Source organism: Streptomyces sp. NBC_01622 (assembly GCF_045209635.1).
Taxonomy (GTDB): domain Bacteria; phylum Actinomycetota; class Actinomycetes; order Streptomycetales; family Streptomycetaceae; genus Streptomyces.
Window position 1 is genome coordinate 7,112,282 of sequence record NZ_CP109293.1, and the last position, 17,592, is coordinate 7,129,873.

The window sequence follows — 17,592 nt, forward strand, 5'->3', positions numbered from 1 at the left end:
ACTGGCCGCAACCCGCACCCAAGAGGTTCAGATGCTCTACCGGAGCCCTGCTGACTTTTGCGTCGAGTACGCCAAGGCGAACGACGGCGGCAAGACCGATGTATTCGGCGCGGAGTCCACACTGGAACAGGTGACCGTCGTCAGTGAGACCCCGGACAGGGCGCGGGTCGAGGCGCTCCGGTTCCTATGTGGCCACGACCCGGATTCCGGGTACTACGACGCTTCTGAGCGCACCGCCTTCGTCCTGGTCAAGCGGTCCGACGGGTGGCGCCTGCACTCCGAGGAAAATCTCGGCTACGAGTGACAACTGATCGGCGTCTCCGACCCTGCACGCCCCGCCCGTCCATCCCGCCGAACATCCCTCCGCCCGGCCCGTGATGGTGGAAGCCGTCGAAGAGCGCGTCCGCGAGCAGCATGCCGCCGACTCCCGCGGCGCCCGCGACGAGGGCCGTCTTCCACCATGGGTGCTGTACCAACCCCCGGCCATGGAAAGGCCGTTGACGACCCCGCCGGGGTAGTAGTACGGCGTGTTCGCGCCGGGCCGTGCCGAGGCCGTGTACGTCTGTCCGCCGACCGTGACCTGCCCGCCGGTACCCTGCGCGGGCAACTCGGGCCCCGGGTCGAGGCCCAGCGCGCCACGGGCGGTCCTGATGTGGTGCAGCCCCTCGATGGCGGTCTGCGTCACCAGCCCGTACTGCATGGGGGAGTAGGCGGTGGCGAGTTGCCCCTCGGCGGCACGGTGCCGCTCGGCGGCGTCGGCGAGGGCCTGCCGGGCGGCCGTGTTCCCATCCGCATCCAGCGTGGACAGACTCCCGCCGAGCCGCTCCACCCAGCGGGTGGCCTCGGCGCCCGCGTCGGCGTCGTAGACCTGCTGCGCGCTCCCGGCTCCCGACCGTGAACTCCCGCCGCCCGCCTGCCGCTTGCCGTAGGCGACCGCACCGCCGACGACCAGGGCCAGCAGCACCAACACGAAGAAAAACACGACGTCCTCCCGTCCGCGCCGGGATCGAATCACCCCGTACACAGGGATTGGACGACTTGGGGCTGAGAGGTTGCTGCGCGGGGTCTGAGGGGTGGCTGTGAATGGCGGCGGGCTGCCTCAGTTGTGCAGTGGGCCGACCACGTCCTCGACCACCCGCACCGTCTCCCCGCTCCGCACCAGTTCGGCGATGTGCTCGATGTCGGCGTGGAAGACCCGGTCCTCGTCAACGGTCGGGACGGCTTCCCGGATCCTCGCCCGTAGCGCCTCCGCCGCCGGGGAGGGCGAGAGCGGCGCGAGCAGGTCGAGGGCCTGCGTCGCGCACATCAGCTCGATCGCGATGACGTAGGCGAGTTTGCGGGCCGCGCGGTAGGCCTTCAGGGCGGCCAAGTAGCCGTTGCTGACCGCGTCTTCCTGATTGGCCGAGGTGGTGACGTTGTCGGCGGACGCGGGGACTGCCAGGCCCCGCAACTCCATCGTCAGCGCGGCGGCCGTGTACTGGGCGATCATGTAGCCGCTGTTGAGGCCGGGCTTGGGCGCCAGGAAGGCGGGCAGCTCGCTGAAGTTGCTGTTCACCATGCGGTCGGTGCGGCGTTCGGAGACCTTGGCCAGGACCGTCATCGCGTTGGCCATGGTGTCGGCCTGGATGCCGACGTAGGTGCTGTCGCAGTTCGCGCCGCTCAGGGCTACCCCGTCCTCGCCCTCGGGGTGGATGACCGGGTTGTCGCCCACGGAGTGCAGTTCCTCGACGATGACCTCCCGGGCCTGTGCGAGCGCCCGCTTCGCGCCGCCGTGGATCTGCGGGACGGCGCGCAGGGAGAGGCTGTCCTGGAGCCGGTGGTCGAGGAACTCGGCGCTGATCGCGCTGGATGCGGTGAGTCGCCGTAGGTTCTCGGCTACCGCGGCCTGCTCGGGGTGCCGTTTACGCTCCTGCAACCGGGCGTCGTAGGCGCGGACCGTGCCCTTGAGGGCCTGTACCGACAGGCTCGCGGCGATGTCGGCGGTGGTTGCCGCGACGCCGGCGTCATGGGCGGCGAGGACGGCTATCGCGGTGACGGAGTGCGTCCCGTTCGTCAGCGACAGTCCCTCCTTGCAGGCGAGCCGGGTCGGTTGCTCCCCGATCCGGGCCAACGCCTCGGCGCCGGGGAGCAGTTGGCCGCCGTACGACGCCCTGCCCTCTCCCAGGAGTACGAGGGCCATGTGGGCCTCGGGGGCCAGATAGCCGACGGAGCCCTCGCCGGGGACGTGCGGGGTGACGCCGGCGTTGAGCATGCGCCGGATCAGTTCCAGGGTCTCGAAGCGGATGCCGGAGTAGCCCTCGCCGAGGCCGACCAGTTCCATGAGAGCGATGGCGCGGACGATCTCGGTGGGCAGCGGCTCGCCGACGGACACGGCGTGTGAGCGGACGATGTTGCGCTGGAGCTGCTCCGCGTCCGCCGGGTCGATGACCTCCGTGACGTTGTCGCCGAAGCCGGTGGTGACGCCGTAGACGAGGCGGTTCTCGGCGAGGAAGCGTTCGACCAGTGCGCGGGACTTGCGCACGCGGTCGACGTAGGTCGCGTCGAACTCGACCCGGGCGCCGTGGCGGGCGACCGCGACGAACTGTTCGACGGTGATCGGCTCCTTGCCCAGGGTGACAGCGGCCACGGACAGCTCCCCACGCTTGACGTGTATCCATTCACTTGCATAGCGAATGAATCACTTTATTTATAGCTTGGCAAGGGAGGCAGGGACTTCACCGCGTGGAGGAGAGCGGCGAGGGTGTGGGGCGGGATCGCGGCTATGTGGTGGGGGTGGTCGCTCTCGCGGAGGTGGATGTGGGCGCCGGTCGCCGCTGCCGCCAGTTCCACGCACTCGCCCTCGCCGCCTGTGCTGAACGACGACTTCTGCCAGACGAGGTGGGGCATGGCGGGTCCTCTCAAAGGGCGTACATGACGTGCTGGATCAGGCTCAGCGAGTCGCGTGACTCGTGTGACTCCGGCGCCGATTCCGGGTGGCGCCAGCGGTCCGCGGGCGCCGTGGACCTGCTGCAACTGCTCGGCGTCCGCCGTGGCCGGCGCCTGCGGGAAGTCTCTGACCTGCTGTATCCCGCCGGGGCGCGGCACGCCCCCTCGGCGTGCCGCGCCCCGTCCCCCGGAGTCCCCCGTCGGTCAGGCTTCACCCGCCGTCGGCAGTACGCCCGTCCGCGCCGCCTCCCCGTACCACCGCGCGCTCGACTTCGGGGTCCGGGCCAGCGTCGCGTAGTCCACGTACACCGCCCCGAACCGCTTCTCGTAGCCGTACGCCCACTCGAAGTTGTCCATCAGGGACCAGAGGTAGTAGCCGCGCACGTCCGCACCGTCCGCGATGGCCCGCCGTACGGCCGACAGGTGGCCGTGCAGGTACGCGATCCGCTCGGGGTCGTGGACCCGCCCCTCCGGGTCCGGCTTGTCGTCGTAGGCCGCGCCGTTCTCCGTGACGTACAGCGGGAGGCCCGGGGCCTCCCTCGTGTACCGCGCGATCAGGTCGTACAGGCCCGTCGGGTCGATCGTCCAGCCCATCTCCGTGCGCTCGCCCGGGGTCTGGAGGAACGCCACGTCGTCCGCGCCCGGCCAGGGGGAGTGCGCGCTCGCGCCATGGCCGTCGGCGCGCGGGCCTGCCGAAGCAGAGGCCGCCGCCTCCACCAGCGTGGGCGTGTAGTAGTTCAACCCCAGTGCGTCCAGCGGCTGGTGAATCAGCGTCAGGTCGTTGTCGAGGACGTACGACCAGTCCGTGATCGACCTCGTCGCCTCGAACAGCGACTGCGGATACGCCCCGTGCAGCATCGGACCGTGGAACACCCCGTTGGCCAGATCGTCGATCTTCCGGGCCGCCGCCAGATCCGCCGGTGACTGCGAAGCGGGCCTGACCACCGACGAGTTGAGGCTCACCGCGATCGAGTTGCGGGCCGGGATCGCGGACCGCAGTGCCGAAGTGGCCAGCCCATGCGCCAGGTTGAGGTGATGGGCCGCGCGAAGCGAAGCGCCCGCGTCCGTGCGGCCCGGCGCGTGCACCCCCGAGCCGTAGCCCAGGAACGCGCTGCACCACGGCTCGTTGAGCGTGATCCACTGCTCCACCCGGTCGCCCAGCGCCTCGCCCACGATCTGCGCGTACTCGGCGAACCGGTACGCCGTGTCGCGCTCCGGCCAGCCGCCCGCGTCCTCCAACTCCTGCGGCAGGTCCCAGTGGTAGAGGGTGAGGGCCGGCTTGATGCCGACCGCCAGCAGCTCGTCCACCAGACGGCGGTAGAAGTCCAGGCCCACCTGGACCGCCGGGCCCCGGCCGGTCGGCTGCACCCGTGACCAGGAGACCGAGAAGCGGTACGCCGTCAGGCCCAGGTCCGCCATCAGCGCCACGTCGTCGCGGTAGCGGTGGTAGTGGTCGACAGCGATGTCACCGTGCTCACCACCGGCCGTACGGCCCGGCGTATGACTGAAGGTGTCCCAGATCGAGGGCGTACGGCCGTCCTCCCGCACCGCCCCCTCGATCTGGTACGCGGAGGTCGCGGCGCCCCAGAGGAAGGCGGGAGGAAAGGTCACGGGGGTCACGGGCTCAGGCATGGAAGCGCTCCCATAAGGGGTCGTGGAGACCAATGAGTAGGAGGAGGAAGGGGCCGAGCCTGCTGTGCCCGGCCCCGGATCGGGCGTCAGCCCTTGACCGCGCCCTGCATGATCCCGCCCACGATCTGCTTGCCGAAGAGCAGGAAGGCGATCAGCAGCGGCAGCGTGCCGAGCAGGGCGCCCGCCATGATCACCGACTGGTCGGGGATGTAGCCGGTGCCCAGGGAGTTCAGGGCGACCTGGACGGTGGGGTTCTGCTGGTTGAGGGCGATGATCGGCCAGAGGAAGTCGTTCCAGGCCATCACGAAGGTCAGGAGACCCAGGACCGCCATGGCCGGGCGGGCGGCCGGGAAGACCACGTGCCAGACCACCCGGAGGCTGCTCGCGCCGTCCACCCGCGCCGCCTCGATCAGTTCGGTCGGCAGGGCCTGGACCAGGTACTGGCGCATGAAGAACGTGCCGAAGGCGCTGACCAGAGTTGGCAGGATCACCGTCTGGAGGTGGTTCGACCAGTGCAGGTCCGCCATCCACAAGTACAGGGGTACGACGGCCAGTTGGGGCGGGATCATCATCGTGCCGATGGTGAGGAGGAGCAGGGTGCTGGAGAACCTGAACTTCAGCTTGGCGAAGGCGAAGCCCGCCAAGGTCGAGAACAGCACCGTGCCGATGGTGATGGTGCCCGCGACGACCGTGGAGTTGAACATCGCGGTGCCCATGCCGGCCTGGTCCCAGGCCGTCTGGAGGTTCTTGAACAGGTTCCCGCCGAACCACAGCGGCGGCGGGGTCTGGGCGAGCCGCGTGTTGGTGCGCGAGGCCGCGATCGCCGTCCACACCAGCGGGGCCAGCGAGACCAGCGCGAAGACGACCAGGACGACGTAGGTCAGCGGACCCGCGTGCATCTGCTTGCCCGCGCCCATCACCCGGCGGCGCGGGGCGCGGGCCGGCGGTACCGGCACCCGATCCTGAGGGAGTGTCAATTCGCTTGTGGTCATTGGGACTTCCTCAGCCGTCGGGTGAACAGCAGGTTGATCGCGGCGACGATCAGCAGGATCAGGAACATCGACCAGGCGATCGCGGACGCCTTGCCGAGGTTGCCGATGATCCAGCCCTGGTCGTACATGTACAGGCCGAGCGTCTGGTACTGGTGCTCGGAGCCGCCCTTCGAACCGCTGACCCCGCCGAACAGCAGGGGCTCGCCGAAGAGCTGGGTCGCGCCGATGGTGGAGACGACCACGGTGAAGAGGATGGTGGGGCGCAGCTGGGGGATCGTCACATGGCGGAACTGCTGCCAGCGGTTCGCGCCGTCGATCGCCGCCGACTCGTAGAGGTCGGCGGGGATTGCTTGCATGGCCGCCAGATAGATCAGCGCGTTGTAGCCGGTCCAGCGCCAGATCACGATCGACGACACCGCGAACTGCGAACCCCACGTGGACTCACGCCAGTTGATGGCACCCACGCCGACGAAGTGCAGCAGCCAGTTGACCATGCCGCCGTCCCACGAGTACAGCAGCGTGAAGACGAGGGTCGCCGCGGCCACCGAGGTGGCGTACGGAGTGAGCATCACGACCCGCCACACGGTCGAGCCGCGCAGCCGGTAGTTGAGCAGATGCGCGATCCCGATCGCCATCAACAGCTGCGGCACGGTGGAGATCAGACCGATGGTGAACGTGTTCTTCAGGGCGTTCCAGAAGAAGTCCGAGGACAACAGGTTCCGGTAATTGTCCAGCCCCGCCCACGACTTGTGGTCCAGCGACGACAACTGCACGTTGTGCAGCGAGTACCAGGCCGTGTAGAGCAGCGGGATGAGGCCGAAGGCCCCGAAGATGATGAAGAAGGGGGAGATGAACGCGTACGGCGACGCCTTCATGTCCCAGCGGTACAGCCGGCTCCGCCACGAACTCGGGCCGGGCGCCGGCGTACCGCGACCGCCGCGGGCCGCGCCCGGCTGGTGGCCGGGCGCGGCGCCGGAGCCCGGCGCGGGGTGTGCGAGGGCCTGCTTGGAGCTGCTCACTGCCCGAGCACGTCCTTGATCTCCTTGGTGGCGGCGCTCCATCCCTGGGCCGGGGTCTTGCCCTTCTGCTCCACCTGGAGGATGCCGACGTCAGTGATCGCGGTACCGATCGGCTGGTCCTTGATGCCGAAGGTCTGCACCGGGATCGTCTTCGCCGAGTCGGAGAAGATCTGTGTGATCGGCGCGTTCGAGAAGTAGGCCGTCGTGGCCGCGGCCGGCTTCAGATTCGGGTACGCCGCCGGGGTGGACGGGAAGCTGGCCTGCTTGGCGAAGACCTTCTCCTGCTGCTCGGGCGCGGTCAGCCACTTCGCCAGCGCGATGGCGTCGGCCTGGTGCTTGGACGCCGTGGGAACACCGAGGAAGGAACCGCCCCAGTTGGCCGCGGTCGGCGCCGCCGCCACGTCCCACTTGCCGCTGCCGGCGGTGCCGGACTTCTCCTGGATGTAGCCCATCATCCAGGCGGGGCAGGCCACCGTCGCGAAGCTCGCGTTGGCGAAGCCCTGGTCCCAGGTCGGGTCGAACTGCTTCAGCTTCGCCGACATGTTGCTGGTCGCCACCGCCATCGCCGCGTTCCAGGCCGCCTTGACACCGGTCGACTTGTCCCAGATGACGTTGCCGTCCTTGTCGTAGTACCGCTGGCTCTCGCCGCCGATGGCCGCGTTGTAGACGGAGGACGCGGAGTCCACGAACTTGGTGCCCTTGGGCGCCTTCTTCATGTAGTCCTTGCCGACGTTGACGTACTTCGACCAGTCGCCCTTCCACAGATTGGCGAGCTGGGTGCGGTCGGTGGGCAGACCGGCCTTCTGGAAGAGGTCCTTGCGGTAGCAGATCGCCATCGGGCCGGTGTCGGTGCCGAGGCCTATCTGCTTGCCGTCCTTGGTGGTGGCCTGGGCGTTCTTCCAGGGCAGCCACTGCGACTTGTCGACGTCCTTGCCCAGGTCGACGAACTTGGCGGCCTGCGTCTGGACGGCCTCGGTGATGTTGCCGACCTCGATGGCCTGGATGTCGTCGGTGCCGGCACCGGCCTGGAGCCGGGTGAGGACCTTGGGCCAGTACACGTCGGTACGGGTGGTGACGTCCTCCTTGATGGTGATGTTCGGGTGGAGCTTCATGTACTCGTCGTACAGACCGGCCTGCTTGTAGCCGAAGACGCCGAAGGTACCGACGGTCAGCGTGGTCTTGCCCTTGCCGCTGTCGCTCGCGTTCGACGAAGTGCCGTCCGAGTCGCTGGAGCAACCGGCCAGCACCCCTGTGGTCAGGGCGGCGACGGCCGCGAGGGCCATCAGCCGATGGGACCGTCGGGTACTCGTGCGCATTGCGTCCTCCTGTTGCCTGACGTGCCGACCCCCCGGCCAACTGCATTGTTGGGCCCGTTAGTTCACGCTGCGGCTCGGGCGGGGAACGTGCGGGATGTGTATGTGTCAGGTACCGTGGGAGCGCTCCCACCGGTGATGTGTTGAAGGGTCGTCGGTTCGCGCGGGGGTGTCAAGGGAGCGGACGCGGAGAGATGCGTTCAGTTATCGGGCTGTTAGCTAACCCCGGGGGAGGTACGGAATCGGCCGGAGGCGGGGCTTCTCACGCCCCTCTTCCCTGATCAGGACTGTTACATTCCAGGCCAACGGGTGGGTCGACAGGAGGCGGAGCCAATGGCAAGCCACGGAGCGCGGGGCCGGAGCGGCGGCCGGCCGACCTTGGAGGAGGTCGCGGCGCGCGCCGGTGTGGGCCGCGGCACGGTCTCCCGGGTGATCAACGGTTCGCCGCGGGTCAGCGACGCGACCCGCGCCGCCGTGGAGGCGGCGGTCGCCGAACTCGGCTACGTCCCCAACACGGCCGCCCGCGCCCTCGCCGCGAACCGCACCGACGCCATCGCCCTCGTCGTCCCCGAGCCCGAGACCCGCTTCTTCGCGGAACCGTACTTCTCGGACATGCTCAAGGGCGTAGGAGCCGAACTCTCCGAAACCGAGATGCAGTTGCTGCTCATCTTCGCGGGCAGCGACCGCGAACGGCAGCGCCTGGCCCAGTACTTGGCGGCACACCGGGTGGACGGCGTCCTGCTGGTCTCGGTCCACGCGGACGACCCGCTGCCGGACTTGCTGGCGCAACTGGAAATCCCGGCGGTGATCAGCGGCCCGAGGTCGGCGGCGGAGACCCTGACCTCCGTCGACTCGGACAACTACGGCGGCGCCCGCTCGGCGGTGGAGCATCTGTTGGCCCGGGGCCGCACGCATATCGCGCACATCACCGGCCGCCTCGACGTCTACGGCGCCCAGCGCCGCGTCGACGGCTACCGCGAGGCGCTGCTCGACGCGGGCCACGAGGTGGACGAACACCTCATCCAGCCGGGCGACTTCACGGAGGAGGGCGGCCGCCGGGCGATGAAGGAGTTGTTGGCCCGCCGCCCCGACGTGGACGCGGTCTTCGCCGGCTCGGACGTCATGGCGGCGGGCGCCCGCCAGGTGCTCCGCGAGGAGGGCCGCGTCATCCCCGACGACGTCGCGCTCGTCGGCTACGACGACTCGGCCATCGCCCGCCACATGGACCCGCCCCTCACCAGCGTCCGCCAGCCCATCGAGGAGATGGGCCGCGCGATGATAGACCTCCTCCTGGCGGAGATCGCGGACCGGCGTCCGGCCACGTCCCGGGGGCTGGAGCGCCGACAGGCGGTACTGGCAACGGAGTTGGTGACTCGGGCGTCGTCCTGAGGGGTGGAGTCGGTCATCGGGGGCGAGTGTGATGCGCGACGATGTCCCGGATGTCCATGAGCCACTGGCGTGGGGAAACACCCTCGGGGACACACCTGGAGAGGTGTGACCTGCCCTGCCGGGCCGGCCCGGCGGCTGACGACAGGAACAGCCTCGGGCCGGCCTGGCGTGGGCAGGTCAGCGGATGAACGTGAGTACCCGGTCGCGCAGTTCGGTCATCGCGGCGCTGTCCGCGGCCTCCACGTTGAGCCGTAGCAGAGGTTCCGTGTTGGACGGGCGGAGGTTGAACCAGCTGCCGTCGCCCAGCCGCACGGTCAGGCCGTCGAGGCGGTCGACGGCGACCGCGTCTGTGCCGGTGCCGCAGAAGGCGGCCTCGACCTCGTCCAGCGTGGCCGCCGCGTTCCTGACCTCGGAGTTGATCTCCCCGGAGGCCGTGTAGCGCGTGTACTCGGCGACCAGTTCCGACAGCGGCCGGTGCTGCTCGCCGAGGGCCGCCAGGACGTGCAGAGCGGTGAGCATTCCGGTGTCCGCCCGCCAGAAGTCGCGGAAGTAGTAGTGGCCGGAGTGCTCGCCGCCGAACACCGCGTCGTACTCGGCCATCCGTGCCTTCATGAAGGAGTGGCCGACCCGTGAGCGGACCGGTCGGCCGCCGTACTCGCGGATGATCTCTACGGCGGCTGCGGAGGTGATGACGTTGTGCACGATCGCGGCACCGGGATGCCGGGTCAGCTCCCGGGCCGCGACCAGGCCGACGATCGCCGACGGGTCGACGGGGATGCCGCGTTCGTCGACGAAGAAGCAGCGGTCGGCGTCACCGTCGAAGGCCAGCCCGAGGTCGGCGCCGCTGTCGCGCACCTTCGCCCGGAGGTTCACGAGGTTCGCCGGGTCGAGCGGGTTCGCCTCGTGGTGGGGGAAGGATCCGTCCAACTCGAAGTAGAGCGGCACCAGTTCGACCGGCAGGCCGGCCAGGACGGTGGGGACGGTGTGCCCGGCCATGCCGTTCGCGGCGTCGACGACCACCTTCAGCCGGCGGTCACCCTTGATCTTCACGAGTGAGTTGAGGTGGGCCGCGTAGCTGCCGAGCAGATCACGGCGGGCCGTCACGCCTGGATGGCGGACGGGTTCCGGCAGGTCATCGGTCTCCAGCCACGTCCTGATCAGCTCCAGACCCGTGCCCTCGCCGACGGGGGAGGCTCCGGCCCGGCAGAGTTTGATGCCGTTGTCCCGGGCCGGGTTGTGGCTGGCGGTGATCATCGCACCGGGCATGTCCAGGCTGCCGGAGGCGTAGTAGAGGTAGTCGGTCGAGCCGAGGCCGGTGTCGATCACGTCGGCTCCGGCGGAGTTGGCGCCCAGGGCGAAGGCCGCGGCCAGTTCGGGTGAGCTGGCGCGCATGTCCCGGGCCACGACCACGCACGGGGCCTTGGTCAGCCGTATGAACAGGGCGCCGATCCGTTCGGCGATCACGGGATCGAGCTGGGTGGGGACTTCTCCGCGGATGTCGTACGCCTTGACCAGACGGGAGTAGTCGGTCATGTGGTGCCTTTCGGAGGTGGACGAGCGGCGGGCAGGGAGGTCGGTCAGGCGGCTTCACCGGTGGTGAGCCAGCCGAACGCCGCCACCTCCGCGGACGCGGTCTTCAGGTCCTTCGAGTTGTCGACGCCTCGCCAGTAGCCGTTGATCCGGTAGGCCGTCAGCCGGTCCTGCTCGGCGAGGGACGGGAAGGTGGTGTCCTCGTGGTCCCCGAGATCCGGCAGCAGCGCGGCCACCTCGGGTTCGAAGAGGTAGACGCCCGCGTTGATCCAGTGCGGCAGCACCGGCGCCTCGACGAACCTGCCGACCCGGTCGTCGCCGCTCACCTCCACGACGCCGTACGGCGATTTGAGCGGGGTGACCGCCACGGTGGCCGGCGCGGAGCGTTCGGTGTGGGTCCGGGCCAGGTCGCGCAGCGAGAACCGGGTCAGGATGTCCCCGTTCAGTCCCACCCACCGCTCGTCGGGATACGGCAGATGGCGTGCCGCGTGCTTGAGCCCGCCGCCGCGGCCGAGGGGTTCGTCCTCGACGACGACCTCCACCCTCAGCGGCAGCCGGTGAGAGGCGACGTACTCCTTGAGGACATCGGCCAGGTAGCCGCACGAGACGACGACGTCCTCGATGCCCTCGGCCGCCAGCCAGCGCGCCTGGTGCTCGAAGATGGGGCGCCCGGCGACCTCGACCAGGGCTTTCGGAACCCGGTCGGTGTACGGACGGAGGCGGCTGGCCCGGCCGCCGGCGAGGATCACCGCCTGACGGACCAGCGATGCGTCCGGACCGGTCGGGGCGGGCTTGAGCGTGCTGTTCATGGTGTCTCCGGGGTGTCCGGGGGTGGATGAGCGGGTGGTTCGGCTCCGTCGAGCGGTCGGACGGGGCCGAGGGACCGGCTGGGCGGCCAGGTCGGACGGAGCAGAGAGGTCAGCCAAGTTAGCCAGGTCGGACGGGGCCGATGGGGCGGGTGGAGACGGCGAATCCGGCGAAGTCGGCGTACTGGGCGCGTGGTGTCGCCCAGCTCGGGTCGCTGCCGCCGAAGAAGGTGGAGAAGAACACGCCGTCGATGCCGAGCCGGTCGGTCGTGCGGAACTCCAGACCGCCCGCGTGCAGGACGCGCTTGTTGTCCAGACTCACGTCGATCGTGCCGTCGGACCGGCCGGGGGTGTTGAGCCGTACGGCCTGCTCCACGCAGACCCAGCGGCCCGTCGGCCAGTGCCACGAACCCCGGCCCAGGGAGGTGCCGTGCTCGACGGATGTGGGCAGATAGGCGTACACCTCGGCGGCGCCGCCGGTACGCCACATGTAGCGGGTGGACAGGCCGTTGCCGCCGTCGGGGATCCGTCGGCCGCTGGTGACGGTGCCGCCGTAGAGGCCGGGCAGCTTTCCGCCCCTGACGAAGTCGAACTCCCGCGGGAAGCGGACGTAGTACCGCAGATGGAGGGCGTCCACGGGCCCCGACTTCAGCGGCAGGTAGAGCTGTGCGCCGCCCTGCGGCCGGTGGTAGTCGCGGGACACCGTGGGGCTCGCCGACTGGGCCGGGTAGCGGACCCGCACCACCTGGCCCAGCCTGCTGTCGCGCTGGGGCAGGAACACGGCCCGGGACAGCCCGAACGAGCCCCCGTTCCCCGGCCGGACCATGGGCCCGAAGAACCGCTCCACGCCGCCCGCGTCACCGCTCAGGCCGGTGCCGGGACGGGAACCGGGCGGGTCGGGCGCGGCGCTGTGGCCGCCCTTTCCGTTTCCGTGGTCACCCCGGTGTTCCGGGGACGTACCCGAGCACGAGGCGAGCAGGACGACCGCTGCCGTCACACTGAGCGCGACGAGTCGCCTTCTGCGCATGCTGCCGCTCCTGTCCTTGACATGGGGAATGGTGGTGGCCGGACACGGGGGAGTGGTGGGGGCCGGGCACGGGGGACGGCGCCGGCCGCCTCAACTGTCAGGCGGTGTTGCGGACATGGCGCGCGACCTTGGGGCGCGGGGTGCGGCGATGGCGTACCTGATGGACGGTCTGCAGACCGATCGCCGAGAGGAGCGCGACGATGGCCGCGAAGCCGAGCCAGGGGAACGGCGGCAGGGTGACCTCCGTGCGGCCGTGGCGCACGATCTCCCCGTCGCCGGCCATGGCCAGCGGCGCCCGGACCCGGGAGTCGGTGATGTCGATGACGGAGCCACGGTCGGCTTCGATGCCCTTGCGCTCGGCCAGGACGTCCAGGTCCGTGCCGGTCGCCCGGACCGTCCGGGTGAGGTGTATCCCGCGCTGGGCGCCCGTGATGGTCAGTCCGTCGAGGCGGGCAGGGGCGCCGAGGTCGACGGCCGTGCTCGCGCCGGAGACCGAACCACCCTTGATCCGCAGCCCTGTTGAGGCGGACGTCAGGCCCTTCCCGGACGCGTTCCTGACTTGTACCGAGGTCAGTGAGACTCCGGTGGTGGTGGCCGCCGCCGTCACGCCGGTCCGGCCGCCGGTGATGGTCACTTCGCGCAGGGCGACATCATGTGCCTTGCCGTCGACGGAGATTCCGGTGCGCGAACCGTCGATCCGGATCCCCGAAACGGTGACCCGGGGACCGGACACGGAGACGCCCCGTGCGAAGTCGCCCACCGTGCCGCCCGTGACGGTGGCCGAGCTGATGTCCTTGCCGAGCGAGATTCCGGTACGGCCGCCGCCGAGCCGAGGCCTGTCGACGGTCACCCGGCTGCCGGGGCCGGTGATGGACACCGCGGTCTTCGTGTGCCGGACCGTCGCGTCGGAGACGGTGCAGGTCACGCAGGACAACATCCGTATTCCGCCGCCCCGGTCGGATCCGGAGTCGGCGCGGACGAGGCTGAGGCCGTGCTGCGGGGTGGCCCGGATCCCGACGCCTTCGTTGTCCCGGGTGGTGACGCGCGAGAGCGTTCGCCCGTCGGTTCCGCCGACCGTGACGCCGTTGCGGCCGTTGCCGCGGGCGGTGAGCCCGGTGACGGAGGTGCCCGTGTCACGGTTCAGGACGAAGCCGTCCTCGACGGAGTCCTTGGCGGTGACGCCGTTCAGCAGGACCTCGACGGAACCGGCGAGCCGCAGGCCGGTGCGGTTGCCCTGAAAGGTGGAGCGGACGGCCGAACCGGTGCTGCCCTTCCCCCAGGTGACACCGGAGAACCGGGAGGCGGCCCGGCCCGACAGCCCGAAACCGGAGACGGTGCTGTCACTGATGTCGAGCCGGCCGCCCGCCCCCATGTAGATGTACGGGCGCACGGGAGCGCCGTCCGCAAGGCTGCCTCCCCGGGGGCCGGCCGCGGCGAGCGTGGTGTCCCGTATGTCGAGAGTCGCCCTGCTGCCGCGTATCCACGTTCCCGAAGCCGCCGAGCCACCCGCGCTGAACAGCACCTTCCTGGTCACCCGTCCGATCCGCAGAGTGGTTCCGGGCGTGAGCAGCACGGCCGCCCCGACCCGTACGGTGGACGGGTCGTCGCCGTCCTGAGTGATCCACCCCGGTCCGGCGTTCGCGGCCAGCCAGCTCATCCGGACATCTGCCGTGCCGGGCGAACGGCGGGCCTCGATGACACCGTGGTGGACGAGGTCCACGACACCGGGCCGGATCACGATGAGCCGGTCCGGTTTCCCGTTGCGCTGCCAGGCGGCGAGGTCGGACTGCGCGGGGTCCGCGGCCATCGCGGGGGACACGGCTGACAGGGCACAGAGCACGGTCACGGCTACGGTCACGGCCCTGGCCATCCTGCTGACGGTGGTGGGTTTCACGCGGTCGCCTCACTTTCCGCCGGCTGTGCCGCGCTATGGCTGGTGCGTACGACGACGCCGTTCTCCACGGAGACCTGACGGGTGAGCCAGCGCTGCTTGCGGATGGTGGCGAGCGCGCCGAGCTTGACCACGGCCATGGCGAAGGAGACCAGCACGAAGCCGGGGACGAGGAAGAACGAGGACGGCCTGCGGACCAGATGGGGAAGGATCTTCATGGACCGGCTGACCCACCACCAGCCGGCCAGACAGGCGACGAAGAACCAGTCCTGGCGGATCACGGCAAGGGTCATGAAGGCCGGGGCGAGCAACAGGGTGAAGCTGCTCACGCCTTTGTCGATCATGGTGAAGGCGAGGAACGGATGGCGCCAGACCCAGCGCCGGGACAGCGCTCGCAGGTCCGACCGCCAGGTGTTGCGGGCCCAGCGCAGCCGTTGTTTGAGGAAGATCCGCAGCGTGCCGGGGAAGGTCGACCAGACCCGCGCCGAGCGCTGCATGAAGGCGAGATGCCCGCGTTCCAGGATCAGGGTGGTCAGCCGTTTGTCGTCGCCGGACATGCACGGGACGCCCATGAAGGTCTCCGCCATGAAGTCGTCGGAGATCTCCAGCAGCAGCTGCCTGCGGTAGACGGCGGTACGCCCGGACAGACACGAGACGGCCCGGCCCATCACACTCTGCGAGGCGTTCTCGTCGAAGTACCGGTAGTCGAGGAACATGTCGTTGACCCGCTGGAGGAAGCCCTTCGGGTTGTAGACGTTCTGCCGGGTGCCCACCCCGCCGACCCTCGGATCGACGAAGGGCATGCAGGTCTCGGCGGCCACGTCGTCGGCCCAGATGGTGTCGGAGTCGACGAGGGCGACCAGCTCCGTGCTCGCCGCCTCCCAGCCGCGCACCAGGGCGTCCCGCTTGCCGGGGACGTCGGTGACGACGACGGTCACCGGGTAGCGCGAGGCGATGTCCCGGCACGCCTGATCGGTCGCGTCGATGACGAGGATGACCTCCTCGACATCGTTCGCCAGCCAGGACTCGATCGCGTGGGCGAAGATCGCGGGGTCCTCCTGGTAGACCGGGACGACGACGCTCATCGGGAGTCGGAAGCCGTTCTTGACCGGTTTGTACAGGGCGGCGGGCGCGCGGCGCAGCAGCCAGCAGCCCCATCGCACGAGGCCGAGGACGCCCAGCGGCAGATAGATCAGGTAGTACCGGAGATCGATGAGGGTGTTGTCGAGTAGTCCGTTCATGGAGCCTGTTCTCAAGAGACCCGCACGGCCGACGGCAGCGGGGGGTGGCGAGCGGGGAGGGGGGAGCGGGGAGCGGTAAGCGAGGTGCCGGGCGGACGGCCGTGGGGGTGGTGGGGGTGGTGGGGAGCGGCGGATGCGCGGAGCTGGGCCGGCGATCGGGGCCCACGCGGCGATCGGGGCTGGCGCAAGGAAGGCGGTCGGGGCTCGCGTAGGGAAGGTGGTGGGGGTTCGCGCAGGGAAGTGGGGCTTGCGGCGGAAGCCGGGGCTCGGGCTCGGGCGGGGGCGGTCTCGGGGCGGGAAGGATCTGCTCCGGGAAGGGAACCGCCCCGAGGGAGGGGACAGTCCCAGGTCGGGGCGACAGCCCCGGGCGCCCGAGCCCCAGCGGTCCTGGCGGATCCTGCGGTCGTGGCGGATCCTGCGGTCGTGGCGGATCCAGCGGTCGTGACGGACCCGGCGGACCCGGCGGTCATGGGAGCGGGGCGCGTGGTGTTGGCTCGCGCGGGTCGCGCGGTGCCGTAGGTCAGCGCACGTCGGCCGGTCCGCCGGCTGCTGCCTGGGCCATCCGGTCATTGACCTCGACCACGGCCTTCAGCAGCGGCATGCGCAGCCCCATGGAGTCGGCCACGCCCAGAAAGCCCTGGGTGTCCTTCGGCAGGCACACCCCGCCGTAAGGGGTTCCGCCGCGGATGCCGTAGAGAGGATTGAGGGATCCCTCCGCGGACCGTGCCACGGTCTGGGCGATGGGATCGAGTTCCAGTCCCAGTTCCTTGGTCACGAGCCACATCTCGTTCCAGAAGCTGATCTTCGTGGCGTTGTAGATGTTGTGGGCACACTTGACCAGCTCGGCCTCGGCCGGGTTCGAGAAGTAGCGGATGTCGCCGCCGAACGGCTGCAGCAGCTCGCCCAGCCGTTCCCGGGTCCGCGCGCTGCGGGACGCGACCACCGTCATCCACGGGTGCCGGAAGTCCTCCACCGCCGACGCGGCGCGCAGGAACTCCGGGTTGCTCGCTATCGTGAACCCCTCACCGGGCACCTTGCCCGAGTTCAACTCCAGCAGCGGCTGCACCACTTGCTCCGCGGTGCCCGGTGGAACCGTCGAACGCACCACCACCACATGGGACTCGTACGACTCCCGCAGAGCCTGCCCCACCGACACCGTGCCCGCCTCGAACGCGGAGAGGTCATAGGTGTGCCCGACGTTGGGCGTCGGCAGCGTGAGGATGATGAACGAGCTCGGCTCGGCGCGAAGGTCGAGCCCGCCCTGTGCGTCCAGGCCCTCCGAGCGGAGCGCCTCCAGGCGCCGTTCGTCGACGTCGATGAACGTCACCTTGTGGCCGGCGTGGAGAAAGCCCCTGCCGGTCGCGGTTCCCACGACACCTGAGCCCACGACAAAGATTCGCGCCATGCGAAGTTACCTCCTGTGAAGTGTCCGATACCGGCCTGCGAGCACTGGAAAAGCCCGCGGGAACGGCTCATGTGTGCGAGGTGCGGTAAAGGAGAAACGCTGTTCTGCCCTTGCACGACCCAGTAGACGGAGCACTCCGTCAATGGGTTCCGTCGCCTGCCGGGAGAGCCGCTCCAGGAGGCCCATAGAGAAGGCTTTTGTCCGAAATTCACAGCCTAAGATCCCTGGAAGATGCAGCTCAGAGGCACTTTGAAGACTCTTTACCGGAACTCCGGTGTGATGGGGGAAGGTGCCGCGGAAACCCTTGGAAAGCGTGGCCGCCGAGGGGGAATGATGTCGCCAGGGGGCTCCCTATCCCACACTGTCGGGCCCGGTGTCAATCCCCTAAATCATTGACTGTCGACTTCCGGGACATTGTCCGG

At 69.7% G+C, this 17,592-nt stretch carries 14 protein-coding genes; 1 reads left to right on the plus strand and 13 read right to left on the minus strand.

Annotation, left to right across the window (positions count from 1 at the left end; all coding sequences use genetic code 11):
- Nucleotides 1–184: 184 nt before the first annotated feature.
- The 7 genes from OH768_RS32840 to OH768_RS32870 all read right to left on the minus strand — a co-directional run bounded on the left by OH768_RS32840 (nucleotide 185) and on the right by OH768_RS32870 (nucleotide 7,884).
- Nucleotides 185–982 carry a hypothetical protein gene (locus OH768_RS32840; RefSeq protein ID WP_406459573.1) on the minus strand — a complete coding sequence of 266 codons (798 nt, stop codon included), beginning with the start codon at nucleotides 980–982 and terminating at the stop codon, nucleotides 185–187.
- Nucleotides 983–1,099: 117 nt separating this feature from the next.
- On the minus strand, nucleotides 1,100–2,626 hold the full coding sequence (gene hutH / locus OH768_RS32845; RefSeq protein ID WP_406459574.1) for a histidine ammonia-lyase: 1,527 nt from the start codon (nucleotides 2,624–2,626) through the stop codon (nucleotides 1,100–1,102).
- 56 nt (nucleotides 2,627–2,682) lie between these two features.
- A complete protein-coding gene (locus tag OH768_RS32850; protein WP_406459575.1) occupies nucleotides 2,683–2,886 on the minus strand; it encodes a DUF397 domain-containing protein in 204 nt (67 codons plus the stop codon).
- A 243-nt stretch (nucleotides 2,887–3,129) separates the two neighbouring features.
- Nucleotides 3,130–4,557 (minus strand): GH1 family beta-glucosidase, encoded by a 1,428-nt coding sequence (locus OH768_RS32855; protein WP_406459577.1) that lies wholly within the window; start codon nucleotides 4,555–4,557, stop codon nucleotides 3,130–3,132.
- Nucleotides 4,558–4,643: 86 nt separating this feature from the next.
- The gene (locus tag OH768_RS32860; RefSeq protein WP_406459578.1) at nucleotides 4,644–5,549 is read right to left on the minus strand and encodes a carbohydrate ABC transporter permease; all 906 of its coding nucleotides are present in this window, start codon (nucleotides 5,547–5,549) and stop codon (nucleotides 4,644–4,646) included.
- Nucleotides 5,546–6,568: a carbohydrate ABC transporter permease gene (locus OH768_RS32865; RefSeq protein ID WP_406459579.1), complete on the minus strand. Its 1,023-nt coding sequence runs from the start codon at nucleotides 6,566–6,568 to the stop codon at nucleotides 5,546–5,548. The genes OH768_RS32860 and OH768_RS32865 overlap by 4 nt, the downstream gene beginning before the upstream one ends.
- Nucleotides 6,565–7,884 carry an ABC transporter substrate-binding protein gene (locus OH768_RS32870; RefSeq protein WP_406459580.1) on the minus strand — a complete coding sequence of 440 codons (1,320 nt, stop codon included), beginning with the start codon at nucleotides 7,882–7,884 and terminating at the stop codon, nucleotides 6,565–6,567. The genes OH768_RS32865 and OH768_RS32870 overlap by 4 nt, the downstream gene beginning before the upstream one ends.
- Before the next feature lie 330 nt (nucleotides 7,885–8,214).
- Between OH768_RS32870 and OH768_RS32875 the strand changes: the two genes are divergently transcribed.
- Nucleotides 8,215–9,270, plus strand: coding sequence for a LacI family DNA-binding transcriptional regulator (locus tag OH768_RS32875; protein ID WP_406459582.1), 1,056 nt, complete (start codon nucleotides 8,215–8,217; stop codon nucleotides 9,268–9,270).
- Between the two features lie 177 nt (nucleotides 9,271–9,447).
- On the opposite strand, the gene OH768_RS32880 is transcribed toward OH768_RS32875, so the two are convergent.
- The 6 genes from OH768_RS32880 to OH768_RS32905 all read right to left on the minus strand — a co-directional run bounded on the left by OH768_RS32880 (nucleotide 9,448) and on the right by OH768_RS32905 (nucleotide 17,170).
- A complete protein-coding gene (locus OH768_RS32880; protein ID WP_406459584.1) occupies nucleotides 9,448–10,803 on the minus strand; it encodes a phosphomannomutase/phosphoglucomutase in 1,356 nt (451 codons plus the stop codon).
- 44 nt (nucleotides 10,804–10,847) lie between these two features.
- Nucleotides 10,848–11,609, minus strand: a complete 762-nt coding sequence (locus tag OH768_RS32885; protein ID WP_406459585.1) for an NDP-sugar synthase — start codon at nucleotides 11,607–11,609, stop codon at nucleotides 10,848–10,850.
- Between the two features lie 118 nt (nucleotides 11,610–11,727).
- Entirely contained in the window at nucleotides 11,728–12,633 is a 906-nt protein-coding gene (locus tag OH768_RS32890; protein WP_406459586.1) for a polysaccharide lyase, read from the minus strand.
- A gap of 97 nt (nucleotides 12,634–12,730) precedes the next feature.
- Entirely contained in the window at nucleotides 12,731–14,491 is a 1,761-nt protein-coding gene (locus OH768_RS32895; RefSeq protein ID WP_406459587.1) for a right-handed parallel beta-helix repeat-containing protein, read from the minus strand.
- A gap of 32 nt (nucleotides 14,492–14,523) precedes the next feature.
- Nucleotides 14,524–15,765, minus strand: coding sequence for a glycosyltransferase (locus OH768_RS32900; protein ID WP_406459589.1), 1,242 nt, complete (start codon nucleotides 15,763–15,765; stop codon nucleotides 14,524–14,526).
- 520 nt (nucleotides 15,766–16,285) lie between these two features.
- Complete coding sequence (locus OH768_RS32905; protein WP_406459590.1) at nucleotides 16,286–17,170, minus strand: 2-dehydropantoate 2-reductase N-terminal domain-containing protein; 885 nt, start codon at nucleotides 17,168–17,170, stop codon at nucleotides 16,286–16,288.
- Nucleotides 17,171–17,592 lie beyond the last annotated feature (422 nt).

Excerpts from the sequence above, each read along its gene's own strand:
- OH768_RS32850 (WP_406459575.1), bottom strand. The coding sequence starts at position 2,886 with ATGCCCCACCTCGTCTGGCAGAAGTCGTCGTTCAGCACAGGCGGCGAG.
- OH768_RS32855 (WP_406459577.1), bottom strand. The coding sequence starts at position 4,557 with ATGCCTGAGCCCGTGACCCCCGTGACCTTTCCTCCCGCCTTCCTCTGG.
- OH768_RS32860 (WP_406459578.1), bottom strand. The coding sequence starts at position 5,549 with ATGACCACAAGCGAATTGACACTCCCTCAGGATCGGGTGCCGGTACCG.
- OH768_RS32870 (WP_406459580.1), bottom strand. The coding sequence starts at position 7,884 with ATGCGCACGAGTACCCGACGGTCCCATCGGCTGATGGCCCTCGCGGCC.
- OH768_RS32875 (WP_406459582.1), top strand. The coding sequence starts at position 8,215 with ATGGCAAGCCACGGAGCGCGGGGCCGGAGCGGCGGCCGGCCGACCTTG.
- OH768_RS32880 (WP_406459584.1), bottom strand. The coding sequence starts at position 10,803 with ATGACCGACTACTCCCGTCTGGTCAAGGCGTACGACATCCGCGGAGAA.
- OH768_RS32885 (WP_406459585.1), bottom strand. The coding sequence starts at position 11,609 with ATGAACAGCACGCTCAAGCCCGCCCCGACCGGTCCGGACGCATCGCTG.
- OH768_RS32890 (WP_406459586.1), bottom strand. The coding sequence starts at position 12,633 with ATGCGCAGAAGGCGACTCGTCGCGCTCAGTGTGACGGCAGCGGTCGTC.
- OH768_RS32900 (WP_406459589.1), bottom strand. The coding sequence starts at position 15,765 with ATGAACGGACTACTCGACAACACCCTCATCGATCTCCGGTACTACCTG.
- OH768_RS32905 (WP_406459590.1), bottom strand. The coding sequence starts at position 17,170 with ATGGCGCGAATCTTTGTCGTGGGCTCAGGTGTCGTGGGAACCGCGACC.